Source organism: Phytobacter sp., assembly GCF_059074235.1.
The window spans coordinates 379773-397415 of sequence record NZ_JCACPZ010000008.1 but is presented as its reverse complement, the minus strand read 5'-3'; the positions used below and the strand labels follow the sequence as shown (position 1 = coordinate 397415).

17 protein-coding genes are annotated in these 17643 nt (G+C 53.6%); 12 read left to right on the top strand and 5 right to left on the bottom strand.

Translation table 11 applies throughout. The annotated features are described in order from the left end of the window. Positions 1 to 115: 115 nt before the first annotated feature. Entirely contained in the window at positions 116 to 1159 is a 1044-nt protein-coding gene (locus AC5JPW_RS19705; RefSeq protein ID WP_494242799.1) for a DUF1176 domain-containing protein, read from the top strand. Here the strand turns inward: AC5JPW_RS19705 and tkt are convergent. Further along, positions 1156 to 3150, bottom strand: coding sequence for a transketolase (gene tkt / locus AC5JPW_RS19700; RefSeq protein ID WP_494242798.1), 1995 nt, complete (start codon positions 3148 to 3150; stop codon positions 1156 to 1158). The two genes, AC5JPW_RS19705 and tkt, sit on opposite strands and share 4 nt — an antisense overlap. A gap of 20 nt (positions 3151 to 3170) precedes the next feature. Beyond that, a complete protein-coding gene (gene tal / locus AC5JPW_RS19695) occupies positions 3171 to 4121 on the bottom strand; it encodes a transaldolase (RefSeq protein WP_494242797.1) in 951 nt (316 codons plus the stop codon). Positions 4122 to 4396: 275 nt separating this feature from the next. On the opposite strand from tal, the gene maeB reads away from it, so the two are divergent. Further along, entirely contained in the window at positions 4397 to 6676 is a 2280-nt protein-coding gene (gene maeB, locus AC5JPW_RS19690; protein ID WP_494242796.1) for an NADP-dependent oxaloacetate-decarboxylating malate dehydrogenase, read from the top strand. A 42-nt stretch (positions 6677 to 6718) separates the two neighbouring features. Here maeB and hemF read toward each other — a convergent pair whose 3' ends face one another. Together hemF and amiA are read right to left on the bottom strand one after the other, a co-directional pair. Next, positions 6719 to 7621, bottom strand: a complete 903-nt coding sequence (gene hemF / locus AC5JPW_RS19685) for an oxygen-dependent coproporphyrinogen oxidase (protein WP_494242795.1) — start codon at positions 7619 to 7621, stop codon at positions 6719 to 6721. Then, positions 7621 to 8493: an N-acetylmuramoyl-L-alanine amidase AmiA gene (gene amiA / locus AC5JPW_RS19680; RefSeq protein ID WP_494242794.1), complete on the bottom strand. Its 873-nt coding sequence runs from the start codon at positions 8491 to 8493 to the stop codon at positions 7621 to 7623. The genes hemF and amiA overlap by 1 nt, the downstream gene beginning before the upstream one ends. 211 nt (positions 8494 to 8704) lie before the next feature. Here amiA and AC5JPW_RS19675 point away from each other — a divergent pair, with 211 nt between their 5' ends. From AC5JPW_RS19675 to pdxK, 10 genes are all read left to right on the top strand, one after another. After that, positions 8705 to 9130 carry a GNAT family acetyltransferase gene (locus tag AC5JPW_RS19675; RefSeq protein ID WP_494242793.1) on the top strand — a complete coding sequence of 142 codons (426 nt, stop codon included), beginning with the start codon at positions 8705 to 8707 and terminating at the stop codon, positions 9128 to 9130. Continuing rightward, positions 9117 to 9566, top strand: a complete 450-nt coding sequence (locus AC5JPW_RS19670) for a DUF2919 domain-containing protein (protein WP_494242792.1) — start codon at positions 9117 to 9119, stop codon at positions 9564 to 9566. Before AC5JPW_RS19675 ends, AC5JPW_RS19670 begins: the two co-directional genes overlap by 14 nt. 62 nt (positions 9567 to 9628) lie before the next feature. Continuing rightward, entirely contained in the window at positions 9629 to 10204 is a 576-nt protein-coding gene (locus tag AC5JPW_RS19665; protein WP_494242791.1) for an RpoE-regulated lipoprotein, read from the top strand. A 91-nt stretch (positions 10205 to 10295) separates the two neighbouring features. Further along, on the top strand, positions 10296 to 11195 hold the full coding sequence (locus AC5JPW_RS19660) for a Dyp-type peroxidase (RefSeq protein WP_494242790.1): 900 nt from the start codon (positions 10296 to 10298) through the stop codon (positions 11193 to 11195). Between the two features lie 186 nt (positions 11196 to 11381). Further along, positions 11382 to 12398 carry a sulfate ABC transporter substrate-binding protein gene (locus tag AC5JPW_RS19655; protein ID WP_494242789.1) on the top strand — a complete coding sequence of 339 codons (1017 nt, stop codon included), beginning with the start codon at positions 11382 to 11384 and terminating at the stop codon, positions 12396 to 12398. After that, positions 12398 to 13231, top strand: coding sequence for a sulfate/thiosulfate ABC transporter permease CysT (gene cysT, locus AC5JPW_RS19650; protein ID WP_494242788.1), 834 nt, complete (start codon positions 12398 to 12400; stop codon positions 13229 to 13231). The genes AC5JPW_RS19655 and cysT overlap by 1 nt, the downstream gene beginning before the upstream one ends. Then, a complete protein-coding gene (gene cysW / locus AC5JPW_RS19645; RefSeq protein ID WP_494242787.1) occupies positions 13231 to 14106 on the top strand; it encodes a sulfate/thiosulfate ABC transporter permease CysW in 876 nt (291 codons plus the stop codon). Before cysT ends, cysW begins: the two co-directional genes overlap by 1 nt. Further along, entirely contained in the window at positions 14096 to 15190 is a 1095-nt protein-coding gene (gene cysA, locus AC5JPW_RS19640) for a sulfate/thiosulfate ABC transporter ATP-binding protein CysA (RefSeq protein WP_494242786.1), read from the top strand. The genes cysW and cysA overlap by 11 nt, the downstream gene beginning before the upstream one ends. 121 nt (positions 15191 to 15311) lie before the next feature. Continuing rightward, positions 15312 to 16226 (top strand): cysteine synthase CysM, encoded by a 915-nt coding sequence (cysM, locus tag AC5JPW_RS19635; protein WP_494242785.1) that lies wholly within the window; start codon positions 15312 to 15314, stop codon positions 16224 to 16226. 2 nt (positions 16227 to 16228) lie between these two features. Next, a complete protein-coding gene (gene pdxK / locus AC5JPW_RS19630; RefSeq protein WP_494242784.1) occupies positions 16229 to 17065 on the top strand; it encodes a pyridoxine/pyridoxal/pyridoxamine kinase in 837 nt (278 codons plus the stop codon). Positions 17066 to 17114: 49 nt separating this feature from the next. Here pdxK and crr read toward each other — a convergent pair whose 3' ends face one another. Then, positions 17115 to 17624, bottom strand: coding sequence for a PTS glucose transporter subunit IIA (gene crr / locus AC5JPW_RS19625; protein ID WP_437430595.1), 510 nt, complete (start codon positions 17622 to 17624; stop codon positions 17115 to 17117). Between the last annotated feature and the right edge of the window lie 19 nt (positions 17625 to 17643).

Here is a 17643-nt window from a genome sequence, read left to right as displayed (position 1 = left end):
TTAATAACCTGCATTTTAGATAAATCTATCCGACAATTCTGATTGAGCGGCAGGCGTGGTAGCACGAAGATACGCGGGTTGTGTGTTGCTATCTTCTTCCGGGGCTGTGTTATCCATGCGTTACCGCGTTTTGCTTGCTGTTCTTCTGGGCCTGTTGCCAGCTACCTTCTCATGGGCAGCTCCGGTGCAACAGTCTTTTTCTGACTGGCAAGTAACCTGTAATAATCAAAACTTCTGCGTGGCGCGTAATACGGGTATTCACAATGGCCTGGTGATGACGCTTGCCCGCAGTGCGGGTGCGCATACTGACGCTGCTCTACGTATTGATTTGGGTGGGCGGGAACTACCTCCGGCAAAAGAACCTGCCATTGCTCCCCGCTTGCGTCTTGATGACGCTGTACTTCCTCTGGGTACCGACCAGTGGCAGATAACGCCCTGGCATCTGATGACGGATAATGCAGTCGCCATTACCGCTTTCCTGCAAACCATTCAGGAAGCGCAGAGCATTTCGCTACAGGACGGGAAGGGGACAATTTCCTTGGTTGGGCTGAAGGCCGCGCTGCTTTTTATTGATGCACAGCAAAAACGTGTGGGCAGTGAAACGGCGTGGATTAAAAAAGGCGACGATCCGCCACTGAGCGTTCCGCCTGCGCCTGCTCTGAAAGAAGTTGCACTGGTTAACCCCACCCCCACACCGCTTACGCACGAAGAACTCAATGACCTGCTCGATTACGGCAACTGGCGGATGAACAACAGCCAGTGTTCGCTCGATCCTATGCGCCGGGAAGTGCGGGTTACGGCACTGACGGATGACAAAGCACTGTTGATCATTGATTGTGAGGCCGGTGCCTACAATACGGTGGAGCTGGCCTGGCTGGTGTCACGGGAAAAACCTTTTGCTTCACGGCCGGTAAATCTTAAGCTGCCTTTTACCCCTTCCAACGGCAGTAACGATCTTGAATTGATGAATGCGACCTTTGATGAAAAAACGCGTGAGCTGACGACGTTAACAAAAGGTCGTGGGCTAGCGGATTGCGGAGTGATGACGCGGTGGCGGTTCAACGGCCAGCGCTTCAACCTGGTGCGCTACGCCGAAGAACCGAAATGTGATAACTGGCATGGGCCAGATGCCTGGCCCACTCTTTGGGTTACGCGTTAAACCTTAATCACGCGTTTGGCTTTCTCAACCACGTTTTCAACGGTGAAGCCGAAGTACGGGAAGAGCTTATCGGCAGGGGCCGATTCCCCGTAGCCTGTCATACCCACAATCACCCCTTTCAGGCCGACATATTTGTACCAGTAGTCTGCGATACCGGCTTCCACGGCCACGCGGGCGCTGACGTCGGATGGCAGAACCGACTCCCGGTATTGCTCATCCTGGGCATCAAAAATGTCGGTTGACGGCAGGGAAACTACCCGCACTTTGTGCCCGTCCTGACTCAGTTTTTCTGCCGCTTTGACGGTGATTTCAATCTCTGAGCCTGTGGCGATCAAAATCAGATCCGGCTTACCGTCTGTGTCTTTCAGGATATAACCACCTTTGGCGATCGCTTTTACCTGTTCCGGCGTTCTGTCCATCTGTGCCAGATTTTGACGTGAAAGAATAAGCGCTGTCGGGCCAGTATGGCGCTCAACTGCCAGCTTCCAGCCCACCGCCGCCTCCACCTGATCGCAAGGACGCCAGGTGCTGAAGTTAGGTGTCAGGCGCAGGCTGGCGAGCTGTTCGACCGCCTGGTGCGTTGGCCCATCTTCCCCTAGACCAATCGAGTCATGGGTATAGACCATAATCTGCCGCGCTTTCATCAGAGCTGCCATACGCGCCGCGTTACGGGCATATTCAACAAACATCAGGAAGGTGGCGGTGTAAGGGACAAAGCCGCCGTGATGGGCGATACCGTTGGCGATTGCTGTCATCCCAAATTCACGTACACCGTAGTGAATGTAATTACCCGCCGGATCTTCTTTCAGTGAGTGCGAGCCGGACCAGATGGTGAGGTTACTGGGCGCCAAATCCGCAGAGCCACCCAGCAGTTCGGGGAGCACAGGGCCGAGGATGTTGAGTGCATTCTGCGAGGCTTTACGGGTGGCGATTTTAGCCGGTTCTGCCTGCAGTTTTTCAATATAGCCCTGGGTTATTTTCTCCCAGTCCTCAGGCAAACCACCGCTCATGCGTCGGGTAAACTCAGCGGCCAGTTCAGGGTGTGCTTTTTTATAGGCGGCAAATTTGTCATTCCAGCCGTGTTGCGCTTTTTCACCACGCTCGCGGGCATCCCAGGCTTTATAGATCTCTTTCGGGATTTCGAAGGCCGGGTATTTCCAGCCCAGTTTCTGGCGGGTTAATGCTACCTCTTCTTCACCCAGCGCAGAGCCGTGCGACTCTTCTTTCCCGGCTTTATTCGGCGAGCCAAAACCAATCACCGTGCGGCAGATAATCAGCGACGGTTTGTCTTTCACGCTTTGCGCTTCCTTGATGGCTTTTTTGAGCGCCTCAGGATCGTGCCCGTCTATCTCATGCACGACGTGCCAGTGATAGGCCTCAAACCGTTTGGCGGTATCGTCGGTAAACCAGCCTTCAGTTTCTCCGTCGATAGAGATACCGTTGTGGTCATAAAACCCTATCAATTTGCCCAGACCCAGCGTGCCTGCGAGTGAACTGACTTCGTGGGAAATCCCCTCCATCAGGCAGCCATCGCCCATAAACACATAGGTGTAGTGATCGACAATGTCATGCCCAGGCTGGTTGAACTGGGCTGCAAGGGTGCGTTCCGCAATCGCCAGACCCACTGCATTTGCCAGCCCCTGACCCAGCGGGCCGGTAGTAGTTTCAACGCCCGGTGTATAGCCGATTTCCGGGTGCCCTGGCGTTTTGGAATGCAACTGGCGGAAGTTTTTCAACTCCTCAATCGGCAAATCGTAACCGCTCAGGTGCAGCAGGCTGTACAGCAGCATTGAGGCGTGGCCGTTTGAGAGAATAAAGCGGTCACGGTCATACCAGGTGGGGTCGGTGGGATTGTGCTTCAGAAAATCATTCCATAGCACTTCGGCGATATCCGCCATGCCCATTGGTGCACCGGGGTGACCAGAATTGGCTTTTTGTACCGCGTCCATACTGAGGGCACGAATCGCATTAGCGAGCTCTTTACGGGACATCATTCTCTCCTTGGTCAGGGTTAAAATTTTGCGGCGATCAGATCTTCGAGTTTGCGTTGGTCGACGGCGAACAGGCGGATGCCGTCTGACAGTTTTTCTACGGCCATGGGATCCTGATTATGTTCCCAGCGGAACTGCGCTTCGGTGAGGGGCTCCGGCCGTGGGAAACTTTGGGAAGGTGGGACGAGTTTGCGTTCAACGATACCTTCCTGTTCATGCAGCTTTTTGAGCAGGTCAGGGGAGATGGTCAGTCTGTCACAACCCGCCAGCGCCAGTACTTGTTCGGTACGACGGAAACTCGCCCCCATCACAATGGTCTGGTAGCGGTGCTGCTTAAAGTAATCGTAGATATTACGTACCGATTTCACCCCTGGGTCTTCATCCACCACATACGGGTCCATGGGTTTGCGCTGCTGATACCAGTCGTAAATACGTCCGACAAACGGGGAAATTAAAAAGACGCCCGCTTCGGCGCAGGCGCGTGCCTGAGCAAAGGAGAACAGCAGCGTCAGGTTGCACTTGATCCCCTCTTTTTCCAGCTCCTCTGCAGCACGGATCCCTTCCCAGGTTGAAGCGAGTTTGATCAGAATGCGTGATTTATCGATCCCCAGTTCCTGATAGAGACCGACAAGCTTGCGGGCTTTGGCGACGCTTTTCTCTTTATCGTACGAGAGACGCGCATCGACTTCGGTAGAGACGCGGCCCGGAATGCTTTTGAGAATTTCCTGACCAAAATTGACCGCCAGTTTGTCACAGGCTTCTGCCACCTGCTGTTCCTGGGTTTTACCGTGGCTTTTGCCATAGGTAATGGCGTCGTCGATCAGGTGCTTAAAGTGGTCAAGGGCGGCTGCTTTCAGGAGCAGAGAAGGGTTGGTGGTGGCATCTTCTGGTTGATAGTGACGAATGGATTCTATATCGCCGCTGTCCGCCACCACGGTGGTGAACTGTTTGATGCCGTCTAAATGATTCATAGTCATTCTCCTTTAACAACAGGGTGTTATATGAATTTTTCGAAATGTAGTGCCGTCAGAAATGTGATGTGCATAACCAAAAAGCATAGCAGACCGGGGCTGTTCTGCTTCCGCAGGGTTGTAACAATCGTGTTATGAATTGATAGCAATTTTTGTTATGGCGTCGTCAGACTTTGGAGGTGTTCAAAGTTTGAGAAAAGCGCAGGGGACATACTGGTCGGTGCATTTGGACAGTTTACGCTTCACATCTGAAAGATACGTGAAAGGAACAGCAAATGGACGACCAGTTAAAACAAAGTGCCCTCGATTTCCACGAATTCCCCCAACCGGGGAAAATCCAGGTTTCACCAACGAAACCGCTCGCCACACAGCGCGATCTGGCGCTGGCCTACTCCCCCGGCGTTGCCGCTCCCTGCCTTGAGATAGCGAAAGATCCGCTGGCAGCTTACAAATACACGGCGCGTGGCAACCTGGTTGCCGTTGTCTCCAACGGGACTGCGGTGCTGGGGCTGGGGAACATTGGTGCGCTGGCCGGTAAGCCAGTGATGGAAGGGAAGGGGGTACTGTTTAAGAAATTTGCGGGCATTGATGTGTTCGACATTGAAGTCGATGAACATGACCCGGACAAGCTTATCGATGTGGTGGCGGCGCTGGAGCCGACCTTCGGTGGCATCAACCTTGAAGACATCAAAGCGCCGGAGTGTTTCTACATTGAAGCCAAACTGCGCGAACGGATGAATATTCCCGTGTTCCATGATGACCAGCACGGGACCGCGATCATCAGTACGGCAGCCATTCTTAATGGTTTACGCGTGGTGGAGAAAAACCTCTCCGATGTGCGCATGGTGGTCTCCGGGGCAGGGGCTGCAGCAATCGCCTGTATGAACCTGCTGGTGGCGCTGGGTATGCAAAAGCACAACATTGTGGTGTGCGATTCCAAAGGCGTTATCTACAAAAACCGTGAAGCCAACATGGCGGAAACCAAAGCGGAGTATGCCGTTGACGATGACGGTAAGCGTACGCTGGCGGATGTGGTGGACGGCGCGGATATTTTCCTTGGCTGTTCAGGCCCGAAAGTGCTTACGCCGGAGATGGTGAAAAAGATGGCCCGTCAGCCGCTGATCCTTGCGCTGGCCAACCCGGAGCCGGAAATTCTGCCACCACTGGCCAGAGAGGTGCGCCCGGATGCGATTATCTGCACCGGTCGCTCTGACTATCCGAACCAGGTGAATAACGTCCTCTGCTTCCCGTTCATTTTCCGGGGGGCGCTGGACGTCGGCGCGACGGCAATCAACGAAGAGATGAAGCTCGCTGCCGTGCATGCCATTGCAGAACTGGCGCACGCTGAACAAAGCGAAGTCGTTGCTTCGGCTTATGGCGATCAGGATCTGAGTTTTGGCCCTGATTATCTGATCCCCAAACCGTTTGACCCACGTCTGATCGTCAAGATCGCACCAGCAGTCGCGAAAGCGGCGATGGATTCGGGTGTGGCGACGCGACCGATTAAAGACATGGATGCGTACGTCGACAAGCTCACCGAGTTTGTCTACAAAACCAATCTGTTTATGAAGCCGATTTTCTCCCTGGCACGTAAAGATCCCAAACGTGTGGTGCTGACCGAAGGGGAAGAGCCGCGTGTGCTGCACGCCACCCAGGAGTTGGTATCACTAGGGCTGGCAAAACCGATCCTGATTGGTCGTCCTGGCGTTATTGAGATGCGCATCCAGAAACTGGGGCTGCAAATTCGCCCGGATGTGGATTTCGAAATCGTCAACAATGAGTCGGATCCGCGCTTCAAAGAGTACTGGACGGAATACTTCAGCATCATGAAGCGCCGTGGCGTGACGCAAGAGCAGGCGCAGCGGGCGGTGATCAGTGATACCACAGTGATTGGCGCCATCATGGTCCATCGTGGCGAAGCAGATGCGATGATCTGTGGCACCATCGGCGATTACCATGAGCACTATAGTGTGGTGCAGGAGATCTTCGGTCATCGCGAAGGGGTGCATGCGGCAGGGGCGATGAATGCGCTGCTGTTGCCAAGCGGCAATACCTTTATCGCCGACACCTACGTGAATGAGGACCCGACCGCAGAACAACTGGCAGAAATTACCCTCCTTGCGGCAGAGACGGTGCGCCGTTTTGGTATAGAGCCCAAGGTGGCGCTACTGTCCCACTCGCAGTTTGGTTCGTCGAAATCACTGGCGGCAACAAAGATGCGCGACACCCTGGCGTTGGTGCGTGAGCGAGCGCCGGATTTGATGATTGACGGGGAGATGCACGGTGATGCCGCGCTGGTCGAAAGCATTCGTCATGAGCGGATGCCGGACAGCCCGCTTAAAGGCTCTGCCAACATTCTCATTATGCCTAACGTGGAGGCCGCACGTATTAGTTACAACTTACTGCGTGTTTCCAGCTCTGAAGGGGTGACAGTCGGACCGGTGTTGATGGGCGTGGCGAAACCGGTACATGTGCTGACGCCAATTGCTTCGGTCAGACGCATTGTGAATATGGTGGCACTGGCGGTGGTGGAGGCGCAGACGCAGCCGCTTTGATTTGTCCCGACTCTCCCCGAATGGGGAGAGTGCGAGGAAGCGTTAAATCCACTTCCTCACCTGAATAAACTCACTCAAGGCAGCTTCCGGGCTGCCTTCTTCTGGCTGGTAGTTGTATTCCCAGCGCACCAGTGGCGGCATCGACATTAAAATCGACTCGGTACGCCCACCGGTTTGCAGCCCAAACAATGTGCCGCGATCCCACACCAGATTAAACTCAACGTAGCGGCCACGGCGGTAAAGCTGGAATTCTCGCTCACGCTCGCCATACGCAATGTCTTTGCGACGTTCAACAATCGGCAGATAAGCCTCAGTGTAGCCTTCTCCCACCGCCTGCATAAAAGCAAAGCAGGTATCGAAATCCGGCGTGTTCAAATCATCAAAGAACAGACCGCCAATACCGCGCTGCTCGTCGCGGTGTTTGAGATGGAAATAGTCGTCACACCACTTTTTGTAGCGCGGATAAACCTCTTCCCCGAACGGCTGACACAGGTCATGGGCCGTCTGGTGCCAGTGAATGGCATCTTCTTCAAAGCCGTAGAACGGCGTCAAATCAAAGCCGCCACCAAACCACCAGACCGGATCGGCTCCGGGTTTTTCCGCAATGAAAAAGCGCACGTTAGCATGGCTGGTCGGCACATAGGGGTTACGCGGATGCACCACCAGTGATACCCCCATCGCTTCGAAACTGCGCCCGGCCAGTTCAGGGCGGTGCGCGGTCGCCGAAGCCGGCATTGCCGTTCCGGTGACATGGGAAAAATTCACCCCCGCCTGTTCGAAAATGCCACCCTCACGCAGCACCCGGCTGCGCCCGCCGCCACCCGCTTCGCGCTGCCAGTTATCTTCGCTGAAGGTTGCACCGTCAATCGCTGACAGTCGCTGACAAATATCATCCTGCAATTTAAGCAGGAAGGCTTTCACATCATGGGTATCGGGAAGGGTCATCAGCGTTTCGTCGAATGAGCTTTGTGATTATCAAACCAGTTAAAGTAACTGATCACACCGGAAGCAATGGCACTGGCAATTTTTTGACGAAATGCCGTTGTACCCAGCAATTTCTCTTCCTGCGGGTTAGTAATAAAGGACGTTTCAACCAACACGGAGGGAATTGACGGTGATTTTAGCACCACAAAGGCGGCCTGTTCCGTGTTACGACTGTGCAAGCGGTGAACGGGTTTAATCTGGCGCAGGATGTGTGAACCGAGCGTCAGGCTATTTTTGATGGTGTCGGTCTGCACCAGATCAAACAAGACCTGCTGCAACAGATGATCTTTGTCGGTGGCTTTTTTGCCCGCGACATCATCGGCGGCGTTCTCACGATCAGAGAGGTATTTCGCCATGGCGCTACTGGCCCCACGGTTGGATAACGCAAACACCGATGCACCTGCTGCGCTGGGATTGGTGAAACCATCTGCGTGAATTGACATAAACAAATCCGCGCCGTGCTGGTGGGCGATCTCCACACGATCATACAACGGGATAAATGTATCTCCACTACGGGTGAGGCGTGCATCAATGCCGTGGTTTCGCAGCAACGTGCGAACATTTTTGGCGATTGCCAGCACCACGTGTTTCTCTTTCGAGCCGTTACCGCCAATGGCCCCGGTATCAATGCCGCCATGACCGGGATCGAGCATAACGATACGTTTCCCGCCTGCCTTTTTGGCTTTTACCGGGCTATGACCGGTGCTGGTTTTAAGGGCTGTATCTTCTTTTGCGATGGCTCGTGACATGCCGCTCAGGGTCAAAGCGGCGAGGCCTGCTTTGAGAATCTGACGGCGCGAGGTGAATATTTTTAACGGTTTTGAAGTGCTCATACGGTCAGTCTTATTATCCATAGTCCCTGGTGTTATATCGTATCGTCCAGGCCGTTACGACAGTCCTTAGTAATAAAAGTTTTACTTTTCATTTCAATACGTGACAGAGTGACATTATGCCATTTCCCCGTCTCGATTTCGCCGGATATTGGCGGCAGCGGCCGTTCGCGCCATAATCACCATAATTTCAGCTAAAAGGGGCAAACAAACCATGGAGATACGCGTTTTTCGCCAGGACGACTTTGACGAAGTGGTCACCCTGTGGGAGCGTTGCGAGCTGTTGCGTCCGTGGAATGATCCGGAAATGGACATCGAACGCAAAATTAATCACGACGTCAGTCTTTTTTTGGTCGCTGAAGTGAACGGCGAAGTTGTTGGCACGGTGATGGGCGGCTATGACGGCCATCGTGGCTCGGCGTACTACCTTGGTGTGCATCCTGAATTTCGTGGTCGCGGTATCGCCAATGCCTTATTAAGTCGCCTTGAGAAAAAGCTTATTGCTCGCGGATGCCCAAAAATCAACATTATGGTGCGTGAAGATAATGATGTTGTACTCGGCATGTATGAACGACTGGGATATGAGCACACGGATTCACTGAGCTTAGGTAAGCGTTTGATCGAAGATGAAGAATATTGAGTTTTCGCCTGCGGATTACGACAGCCATGGTCGACTGCGGCTGCCGTTTTTGTTCTGGTGTGTATTGTTGTTACAGGCGCGGACCTGGGTTCTTTTTATGATGGCGGGAGCATCACGCGGGCAGGGAGATGCACTACTCACGCTCTTTTATCCCGATCATGATGCGTTCTGGTGGGGATTGCTGCCCGGAGGCCCCGCCGTGCTGGCTTTTCTCATTTGTGGGCGTCGGCAGTTATTTCCCCGCATCTGGCGCGCATTACGCCCCCTGTTAATTGTCGCGCAAATCGCCTTACTGGTGTGGCAACCCCTGTTATGGCTGAACGGTGAGACCCTCAGCGGCATTGGGTTAGCCCTTGTCGTGGTGGATCTGGTTGCGTTGGGCTGGTTACTCACCAACCCTCGGTTATATGCCTGTTTTCATCAGGATGAACATTAACGGGCACTTTTTGCCTTTACGGCACTCCAAGAGCCGTTGAGTTAACAAGAAAGGAAGTTACGATGAAGTCCCTGCGTTTAGGTATATGCGCTATGGCGCTGGTGTTGTCCGGCTGTTCCACTCTCTCTTCCATCAACTGGTCTGCGGCGAATCCGTGGAACTGGTTTGGCTCATCAGCGGAAGTGAGCGAGCAGGGTGTGGGCAATATTACTGCCAGCACGGCGCTTGATGAAAAAGCCATTAACGATGCGCTGGGCGGTGACTACCATCTGCGTAGCGGTATGAAGACCGAAAAGGGCAACATTATTCGTTATTTCGAAGCGCTGAAAGAGGATAAGGTTGCGCTGATCGTGAACGGCGAAAATGGCACGGTGAGCCAGGTTGATGTGCTCGACAGCAGCATTGAAACGGCAAAAGGGACCAAAATCGGTACGCCGTTCAGTGAGCTTTACGATAAAGCCTTCGGCCAGTGTGCGGCGGCAACGGGTGATGACAGCAAGGGGGTGGAGTGTAAAGCGCCTGAAAGTCAGCATATCAGCTTTGTGTTTACCGGTGAATGGAACGGCCCGGAAGGACTTATGCCCTCTGATGATGCGCTTAAATCCTGGAAACTGCACAAGATTATCTGGCGACGTTAATACAGTCTGCGGTTCCGCTCTCTGAACAAAAACGGGTACAATAACCCCAACAATGCCACGGTTGCGTGGCATCTTTTTTTCAGGAGGAACGATGACTCAGGTTCAAAGCGGCATATTGCCAGAACATTGCCGTGCGGCAATTTGGATTGAAGCCAACGTCGTGGGCAGTCTGGATGCCCTGCGTGAAGGCTGTAAAGTATTTATCGATAAACTGACGACCTTCGAGGCGGCATTCCCTGATGCAGCTGCAGGTGCTGTTGTGGCCTTTGGCAATACCGTCTGGCGGGAACTGAGCGCAGGCGTTGGGGCAGAAGAGTTGAAAGATTTTGCCCCTCTGGGCAAAGGCCTGGCGCCTGCCACGCAACATGATGTCCTCATTCACATTCTTTCTTTGCGCCACGATGTGAATTTTTCTATTGCTCAGGCCGCGCTGGCGGCGTTTGGTGATACGCTCGAAATCAAAGAAGAGACACACGGATTCCGTTGGGTTGAAGACCGTGATTTAAGCGGCTTCGTCGACGGCACCGAAAACCCGGCGGGTGAAGAAAAACGTCGCGACGTTGCGGTCATCAAAGAAGGTGTCGATGCTGGTGGCAGCTATGTGCTGGTGCAGCGTTGGGAGCATAATCTCAAGCAGCTTAACCGCATGAGCGTGGGCGATCAGGAGATGATGATCGGGCGAACTAAACAGGCGAATGAAGAGATAGACGGTGACGATCGCCCGGTAACCTCTCACCTGACCCGTGTTGACCTCAAGGAAGACGGCAAAGGCCTGAAAATTGTGCGCCAGAGCCTGCCTTATGGCACTGCCAGTGGTATTCACGGCCTGTATTTTTGTGCCTACTGTGCACGGTTATATAACATCGAGCAGCAATTACTGAGTATGTTCGGTGATGCTGATGGCAAGCGTGATGCGATGTTACGCTTCACAAAACCGGTCACTGGCGGGTACTATTTTGCTCCGTCGATAGAACGACTGCTGGCACTGTAATTCTTCTTTCCCTGCCCGGTTTCCTGCTTATTCGTGCAAGCAACCGGGAGCCGGGGCATCTATCCAGAAATGCTTATTCTCTTTTTAACTTCCAAAGCACCAAACGGTATATAAAACCGTTACTGGTTTCATACTCGTTATAAATAAACTGAAGGCCATATCGTCATCATCGAATAAGGGTGCGCAATGACCGTTAATGTAGTGAAAAAAGGATATCTGACACTGACAGCGTTGATGCTGTTGGCTGCACAGGCGCAAGCGACGGAGTTGTTGAACAGTTCTTATGATGTTTCTCGTGAGCTGTTCGCTGCCCTGAACCCACCCTTTGAACAGCAGTGGGCGAAAGATAACGCGGGCGACGCGTTGACGATCAAGCAATCTCACGCTGGCTCCTCTAAACAGGCACTGGCGATTCTGCAGGGCTTAAAGGCAGATGTAGTGACCTACAACCAGGTGACTGACGTCCAGATCCTGCATGACAAAGGCAACCTTATTCCGGCGAACTGGCAGAGCCGTTTGCCAAACAATAGCTCACCGTTCTACTCCACCATGGGGTTCCTGGTGCGCAAAGGCAACCCGAAAAACATTCATGACTGGAATGACCTGGTGCGTTCTGACGTGAAGCTGATTTTCCCGAATCCAAAAACGTCCGGTAACGCACGCTATACCTACCTGGCGGCATGGGGTGCTGCGGATAAATCTGACGGTGGTGATAAAGCCAAAACCCAGCAGTTCATGACGCAGTTCCTGAAAAACGTCGAAGTGTTTGATACCGGTGGCCGTGGGGCGACCACCACCTTTGCGGAACGTGGTCTTGGCGATGTGCTGATAAGCTTTGAATCGGAAGTGAACAACATTCGTAAGCAGTACGAAGATCAGGGCTTTGAAGTCGTGATCCCGAAAACCAATATTCTGGCAGAGTTCCCGGTGGCCTGGGTCGACAAAAACGTCGAAGCTAACGGGACTGAGAAAGCGGCGAAAGCCTATCTTAACTATCTCTACAGCCCGCAGGCCCAGACGATCATTACCGATTACTACTATCGCGTGAACAACCCCAAAGTGATGGATGCGTTGAAAGACAAGTTCCCGCAGACCGAGCTCTTCCGCGTGGAAGACAAGTTTGGCAGCTGGCCTGAAGTGATGAAAACCCACTTCAACAGCGGTGGTGAGTTAGACAAATTGCTGGCGGCGGGGCGTAAGTAATGTTTGCAGTTTCCTCCAGACGTGTGCTGCCCGGCTTTACCTTAAGCCTCGGGACCAGCCTGTTGTTCGTCTGTCTGATTTTGTTGTTACCGCTGAGTGCGCTGGTAATGCAACTGGCGCAGATGAGCTGGGCGCAGTACTGGGAAGTCATCACCAATCCTCAGGTGGTGGCGGCCTATAAAGTGACGCTACTCTCGGCGTTTGTGGCGTCCATTTTCAACGGCGTGTTTGGTTTGTTGATGGCGTGGATTTTAACCCGCTACCGTTTTCCGGGCCGTACTTTGCTGGATGCGCTGATGGATTTACCGTTCGCGCTGCCCACGGCGGTTGCGGGTCTGACGCTGGCGTCACTGTTTTCGGTGAACGGTTTTTATGGCCAATGGCTGGCGATGCTAGATATCAAAGTGACCTATACCTGGCTGGGTATCGCCGTGGCGATGGCGTTCACCAGCATCCCGTTTGTGGTGCGTACCGTACAACCGGTACTGGAAGAACTTGGCCCGGAATATGAAGAGGCAGCAGAGACGCTGGGTGCGACTCGCTGGCAGAGCTTTAGCAAAGTGGTACTGCCGGAGCTTTCCCCGGCGCTGTTGGCCGGTGTGGCGCTCTCGTTCACCCGTAGTCTTGGCGAATTTGGGGCCGTCATTTTTATCGCCGGGAATATTGCCTGGAAGACGGAAGTAACCTCACTGATGATTTTCGTGCGCCTGCAGGAGTTTGATTATCCGGCGGCGAGCGCAATCGCCTCCGTCATCCTCGCGGCATCGTTGTTGTTGCTGTTCTCCATCAACACGCTGCAAAGTCGTTTTGGTCGACGTGTGGTAGGTCACTAATGGCGGAAGTTACTGAATTGAAACGCTATGACAGCCCCCGTATTAACTGGGGAAAATGGTTTCTGATTGGCACCGGGATTACGGTTTCTGCATTTATCCTTGTGGTGCCGATGGTCTACATCTTCGTGCATGCCTTCAGCAAAGGTTTGGCTCCGGTATTGCAGAATCTGGCTGACCCGGACATGCTGCACGCCATCTGGTTGACGGTGCTGATTGCGCTGATTTCAGTTCCGGTGAACCTGGTGTTCGGTACGCTACTGGCCTGGCTGGTAACGCGCTTTGATTTCCCTGGCCGTCAGTTGTTGCTCACCCTGCTTGATATTCCTTTCGCGGTTTCGCCCGTTGTGGCTGGCCTCGTTTACCTGCTTTTTTATGGCTCCAATGGCCCGCTGGGGCCGTGGCTCGATGCGCATAACCTGCAAATCATGTTCGCCTGGCCGGGCATGGTGCTGGTGACTATCTTCGTTACCTGCCCATTCGTGGTACGTGAACTGGTGCCGGTGATGTTGAGCCAGGGCAGTCAGGAAGATGAAGCGGCAGTTCTGTTAGGTGCATCAGGCTGGCAGATGTTTAAGCGCGTCACACTGCCAAACATTCGCTGGGCGCTGCTGTACGGTGTGGTGCTGACCAATGCGCGTGCTATTGGTGAGTTTGGTGCGGTATCGGTGGTGTCGGGATCGATTCGCGGTGAGACGCTCTCGCTGCCGCTGCAAATTGAATTACTGGAACAGGACTACAACACGGTGGGTTCCTTTACCGCCGCAGCCCTGCTGACATTAATGGCTATTTTGACGTTGTTTTTAAAGAGTGCAGTGCAATGGCGTTTGAACAATCAGGAAAAACGCGCGCAGCAGGAGGGAAATCATGAGCATTGAGATTGCCAATATTAAGAAGTCGTTTGGTCGCACCCAGGTGCTGAATGATATCTCGCTGGATATCCCTTCCGGACAAATGGTCGCCTTGCTGGGGCCGTCAGGTTCCGGGAAAACCACGTTGCTTCGCATCATTGCTGGTCTTGAACATCAGACCAGCGGGCGTATTCGTTTTCACGGCACTGACGTGAGCCGCATTCACGCCCGTGAGCGTAAAGTGGGCTTTGTGTTCCAGCACTATGCGCTGTTCCGCCATATGAACGTTTTCGACAACATCGCTTTCGGTTTGACCGTGTTGCCAAAGCGCGAACGCCCGGACTCCGCGACAATCAAAGCAAAAGTGACCAAGCTGCTTGAGATGGTGCAGCTTGCCCATCTGGCCGATCGTTTCCCTGCACAACTCTCAGGTGGTCAGAAACAGCGTGTGGCACTGGCCCGTGCATTGGCTGTAGAGCCGCAAATTCTGCTGCTGGATGAGCCGTTTGGTGCACTGGATGCGCAGGTGCGTAAAGAGCTTCGTCGCTGGCTACGCCAGCTCCATGAAGAGCTAAAATTTACCAGCGTGTTCGTGACTCATGATCAGGAAGAGGCGATGGAAGTCGCGGATCGCGTGGTGGTGATGAGCCAGGGTAACATCGAACAAGCTGATGCGCCGAATCAGGTTTGGCGTGAACCTGCAACCCGCTTCGTACTGGAGTTTATGGGCGAAGTGAACCGCCTGAGAGGCACCATCAGCGGTGGGCAATTCCATGTGGGCGCACATCGCTGGCCGCTGGGCTATACCCCGGCGCACCAGGGCGAGGTTGATCTGTTCCTGCGCCCGTGGGAAGTGGACATCAGCCGCCGTACCAGCCTGGATTCACCGCTGCCGGTACAGGTTCTGGAAGCTACTCCGAAAGGGCATTACACCCAACTGGTGGTACAACCGCTGGGCTGGCACGACGAGCCATTAAGCGTTGTATTGACCGGTGATGACGCGCCAGAGCGCGGTGAGCGCTTGTTTGTTGGTTTGCAGAATGCGCGCCTGTACTCGGGTAATGAGCGGATTGAAAACCGCGAGGAGCTTGCTCTCGCAGAATCTGCCTGATAGGTTATTGCATCAGAAATTGTTGCCGGGTGGCACTGCGCTTACCCGGCCTACAGGTTAGATGCGATTTGTAGGCCCGGTATGCGAATGCGCGACCGGGCTTTTTTATTGGACAGGGTAAGTGAACAATACATTAGAACAAACCATCGGCAACACACCGCTGGTCAGGTTGCAGCGCCTGGGCCCGGACAACGGCAGCGAGATTTGGGTCAAACTGGAAGGTAATAACCCGGCGGGATCCGTCAAAGACCGAGCTGCTTTATCCATGATTGTTGAAGCGGAAAAGCGCGGGGAAATTCAACCCGGCGATGTGCTGATTGAAGCGACCAGCGGCAATACCGGCATTGCACTGGCAATGATTGCGGCGCTGAAAGGCTACCGCATGAAGTTGCTGATGCCAGACAACATGAGCCAGGAACGTCGTGCGGCCATGCGCGCCTACGGTGCGGAGCTGGTTCTGGTGTCCAAAGAGCAGGGCATGGAAGGGGCTCGGGACCTGGCGCTTGAGATGGCCAATCGCGGTGAAGGCAAGCTACTGGATCAATTTAATAACCCAGATAACCCTTACGCGCACTACACCACCACTGGGCCAGAAATCTGGCAGCAAACGGGCGGGCGAATTACCCATTTCGTCTCCAGTATGGGTACTACCGGCACCATCACCGGTGTCTCACGGTTCCTGCGCGAGCAAGAAAGAGCAGTGGCAATAGTGGGTTTGCAGCCGGAAGAGGGGAGCAGCATTCCGGGTATCCGCCGCTGGCCTGCGGAATACATGCCAGGCATTTTCAATGCTAGCCTGGTGGACGAGGTCCTGGATATTCATCAGCGTGATGCGGAAAACACCATGCGTGCGCTGGCAGTGCGGGAAGGCATTTTCTGTGGCGTCAGCTCCGGTGGTGCAGTGGCAGGCGCGATCCGCATCGCGCAGGCAAATCCTGGTGCCGTTGTGGTCGCCATTATTTGCGATCGCGGAGATCGTTATCTCTCCACTGGCGTGTTTGGTGAGGAAAGTTACTCTCAGGGAGCGGGTATTTAATTATGGAAATGATTCTTTTCAGAGACAAAACCCGTGCGCAGCAGACCGACATCGTCGCCGTGCAGTCGCAGGTGGTATACGGTAGTGTCGGCAACAGCATAGCGGTGCCCAACATTCGTCAGCATCGTTTGAATGTGACGGCCGTGCCTACCGTGCTGTTCAGCAATACTCCGCACTACGATACTTTCTACGGAGGAATTATTCCTGACGATTGGTTCAGCGGCTATCTACAGGCGCTGGAAGAGCGTGACGTGCTGCGTGAACTGAAAGCGGTCACCACCGGCTATATGGGCAGCGCCAGTCAGATTGCGATTCTGGCGAAATGGCTGACTGCCGTGAAAGAAAAGCACCCGCAATTGCTGATCCTGGTTGATCCGGTGATCGGTGATACGGACAGCGGGATCTACGTCAAACCAGATATCCCTCGTGCTTATTGCGAACATTTGCTGCCGCTGGCGCAAGGGATCACTCCAAACGTTTTCGAGCTGGAAATTCTCAGCGGTAAGCCGTGCCGTGATATCGACAGCGCCGTTGAGGCTGCGAAAGGATTGCTGTCTGATTCCCTGAAATGGGTGGCAATCACCAGCGCGCCCGTTGCATCTGATGGCAACAGCATCCACGTGGTGCTGGTAACGGCGGAGGCAGTGGAAATCAGCACGCACCCGCGTATTGCAACCGATTTAAAAGGGACCGGCGATCTGTTCTGTTCTGAACTGGTGAGCAATATCGTTAAGGGCAAACCGCTTGCCGGGGCGATTCATGGTGCAGGCGATCGTGTGACCGATGTGATGCGTTATACGTTAGAAAAAGGCTACGACGAGCTCATTCTGCCCGCCTGACAAACAAAAATGGCGCCATTCGGCGCCATTTTTATTTTATCGGCAAGAATTACTTCTTGATGCGAATAACCGGGGTTTCACCCACGGTTACGCTGCCGGTAAGTTTGATCAGTTCTTTGATTTCGTCCATGTTGGAAATCACAACCGGCGTCAGGGTAGACTTGGCTTTTTCTTCCAGCAGTGGCAGATCGAATTCAATGACCGGGTCGCCAACTTTAACGCGCTGGCCTTCTTCTGCGATGCGTTTGAAACCTTCGCCTTTCAGTTCAACGGTATCAATACCGAAGTGAACGAACAGTTCGATGCCGCTATCCGATTCGATAGAGAAAGCATGGTTGGTTTCAAAAATTTTACCGATAGTACCGTCAACCGGCGCTACCATTTTGTTGCCGGTCGGTTTGATAGCAATGCCATCACCAACGATTTTCTCAGCGAAAACAACGTCCGGTACATCTTCAATATTGACGATTTCGCCGGAAAGCGGAGCAATAATCTCAATAGTTCCAGTATCTTTCTTATCGTCAGAAACCAGAGATTTCAGTTTATCGAACAAACCCATGATCTTCTCCTAAGCAGTA

What these genes read in the sequence shown, in the direction of transcription:
- AC5JPW_RS19675 (WP_494242793.1), top strand. Translation starts at nt 8,705, where the DNA reads ATGGAGATACGCGTTTTTCGCCAGGACGACTTTGACGAAGTGGTCACC.
- AC5JPW_RS19665 (WP_494242791.1), top strand. Translation starts at nt 9,629, where the DNA reads ATGAAGTCCCTGCGTTTAGGTATATGCGCTATGGCGCTGGTGTTGTCC.
- tkt (WP_494242798.1), bottom strand. Translation starts at nt 3,150, where the DNA reads ATGTCCCGTAAAGAGCTCGCTAATGCGATTCGTGCCCTCAGTATGGAC.
- amiA (WP_494242794.1), bottom strand. Translation starts at nt 8,493, where the DNA reads ATGAGCACTTCAAAACCGTTAAAAATATTCACCTCGCGCCGTCAGATT.
- AC5JPW_RS19660 (WP_494242790.1), top strand. Translation starts at nt 10,296, where the DNA reads ATGACTCAGGTTCAAAGCGGCATATTGCCAGAACATTGCCGTGCGGCA.
- crr (WP_437430595.1), bottom strand. Translation starts at nt 17,624, where the DNA reads ATGGGTTTGTTCGATAAACTGAAATCTCTGGTTTCTGACGATAAGAAA.
- AC5JPW_RS19705 (WP_494242799.1), top strand. Translation starts at nt 116, where the DNA reads ATGCGTTACCGCGTTTTGCTTGCTGTTCTTCTGGGCCTGTTGCCAGCT.
- cysA (WP_494242786.1), top strand. Translation starts at nt 14,096, where the DNA reads ATGAGCATTGAGATTGCCAATATTAAGAAGTCGTTTGGTCGCACCCAG.
- pdxK (WP_494242784.1), top strand. Translation starts at nt 16,229, where the DNA reads ATGGAAATGATTCTTTTCAGAGACAAAACCCGTGCGCAGCAGACCGAC.
- AC5JPW_RS19655 (WP_494242789.1), top strand. Translation starts at nt 11,382, where the DNA reads ATGACCGTTAATGTAGTGAAAAAAGGATATCTGACACTGACAGCGTTG.
- cysT (WP_494242788.1), top strand. Translation starts at nt 12,398, where the DNA reads ATGTTTGCAGTTTCCTCCAGACGTGTGCTGCCCGGCTTTACCTTAAGC.
- tal (WP_494242797.1), bottom strand. Translation starts at nt 4,121, where the DNA reads ATGAATCATTTAGACGGCATCAAACAGTTCACCACCGTGGTGGCGGAC.
- hemF (WP_494242795.1), bottom strand. Translation starts at nt 7,621, where the DNA reads ATGACCCTTCCCGATACCCATGATGTGAAAGCCTTCCTGCTTAAATTG.
- maeB (WP_494242796.1), top strand. Translation starts at nt 4,397, where the DNA reads ATGGACGACCAGTTAAAACAAAGTGCCCTCGATTTCCACGAATTCCCC.
- AC5JPW_RS19670 (WP_494242792.1), top strand. Translation starts at nt 9,117, where the DNA reads ATGAAGAATATTGAGTTTTCGCCTGCGGATTACGACAGCCATGGTCGA.
- cysW (WP_494242787.1), top strand. Translation starts at nt 13,231, where the DNA reads ATGGCGGAAGTTACTGAATTGAAACGCTATGACAGCCCCCGTATTAAC.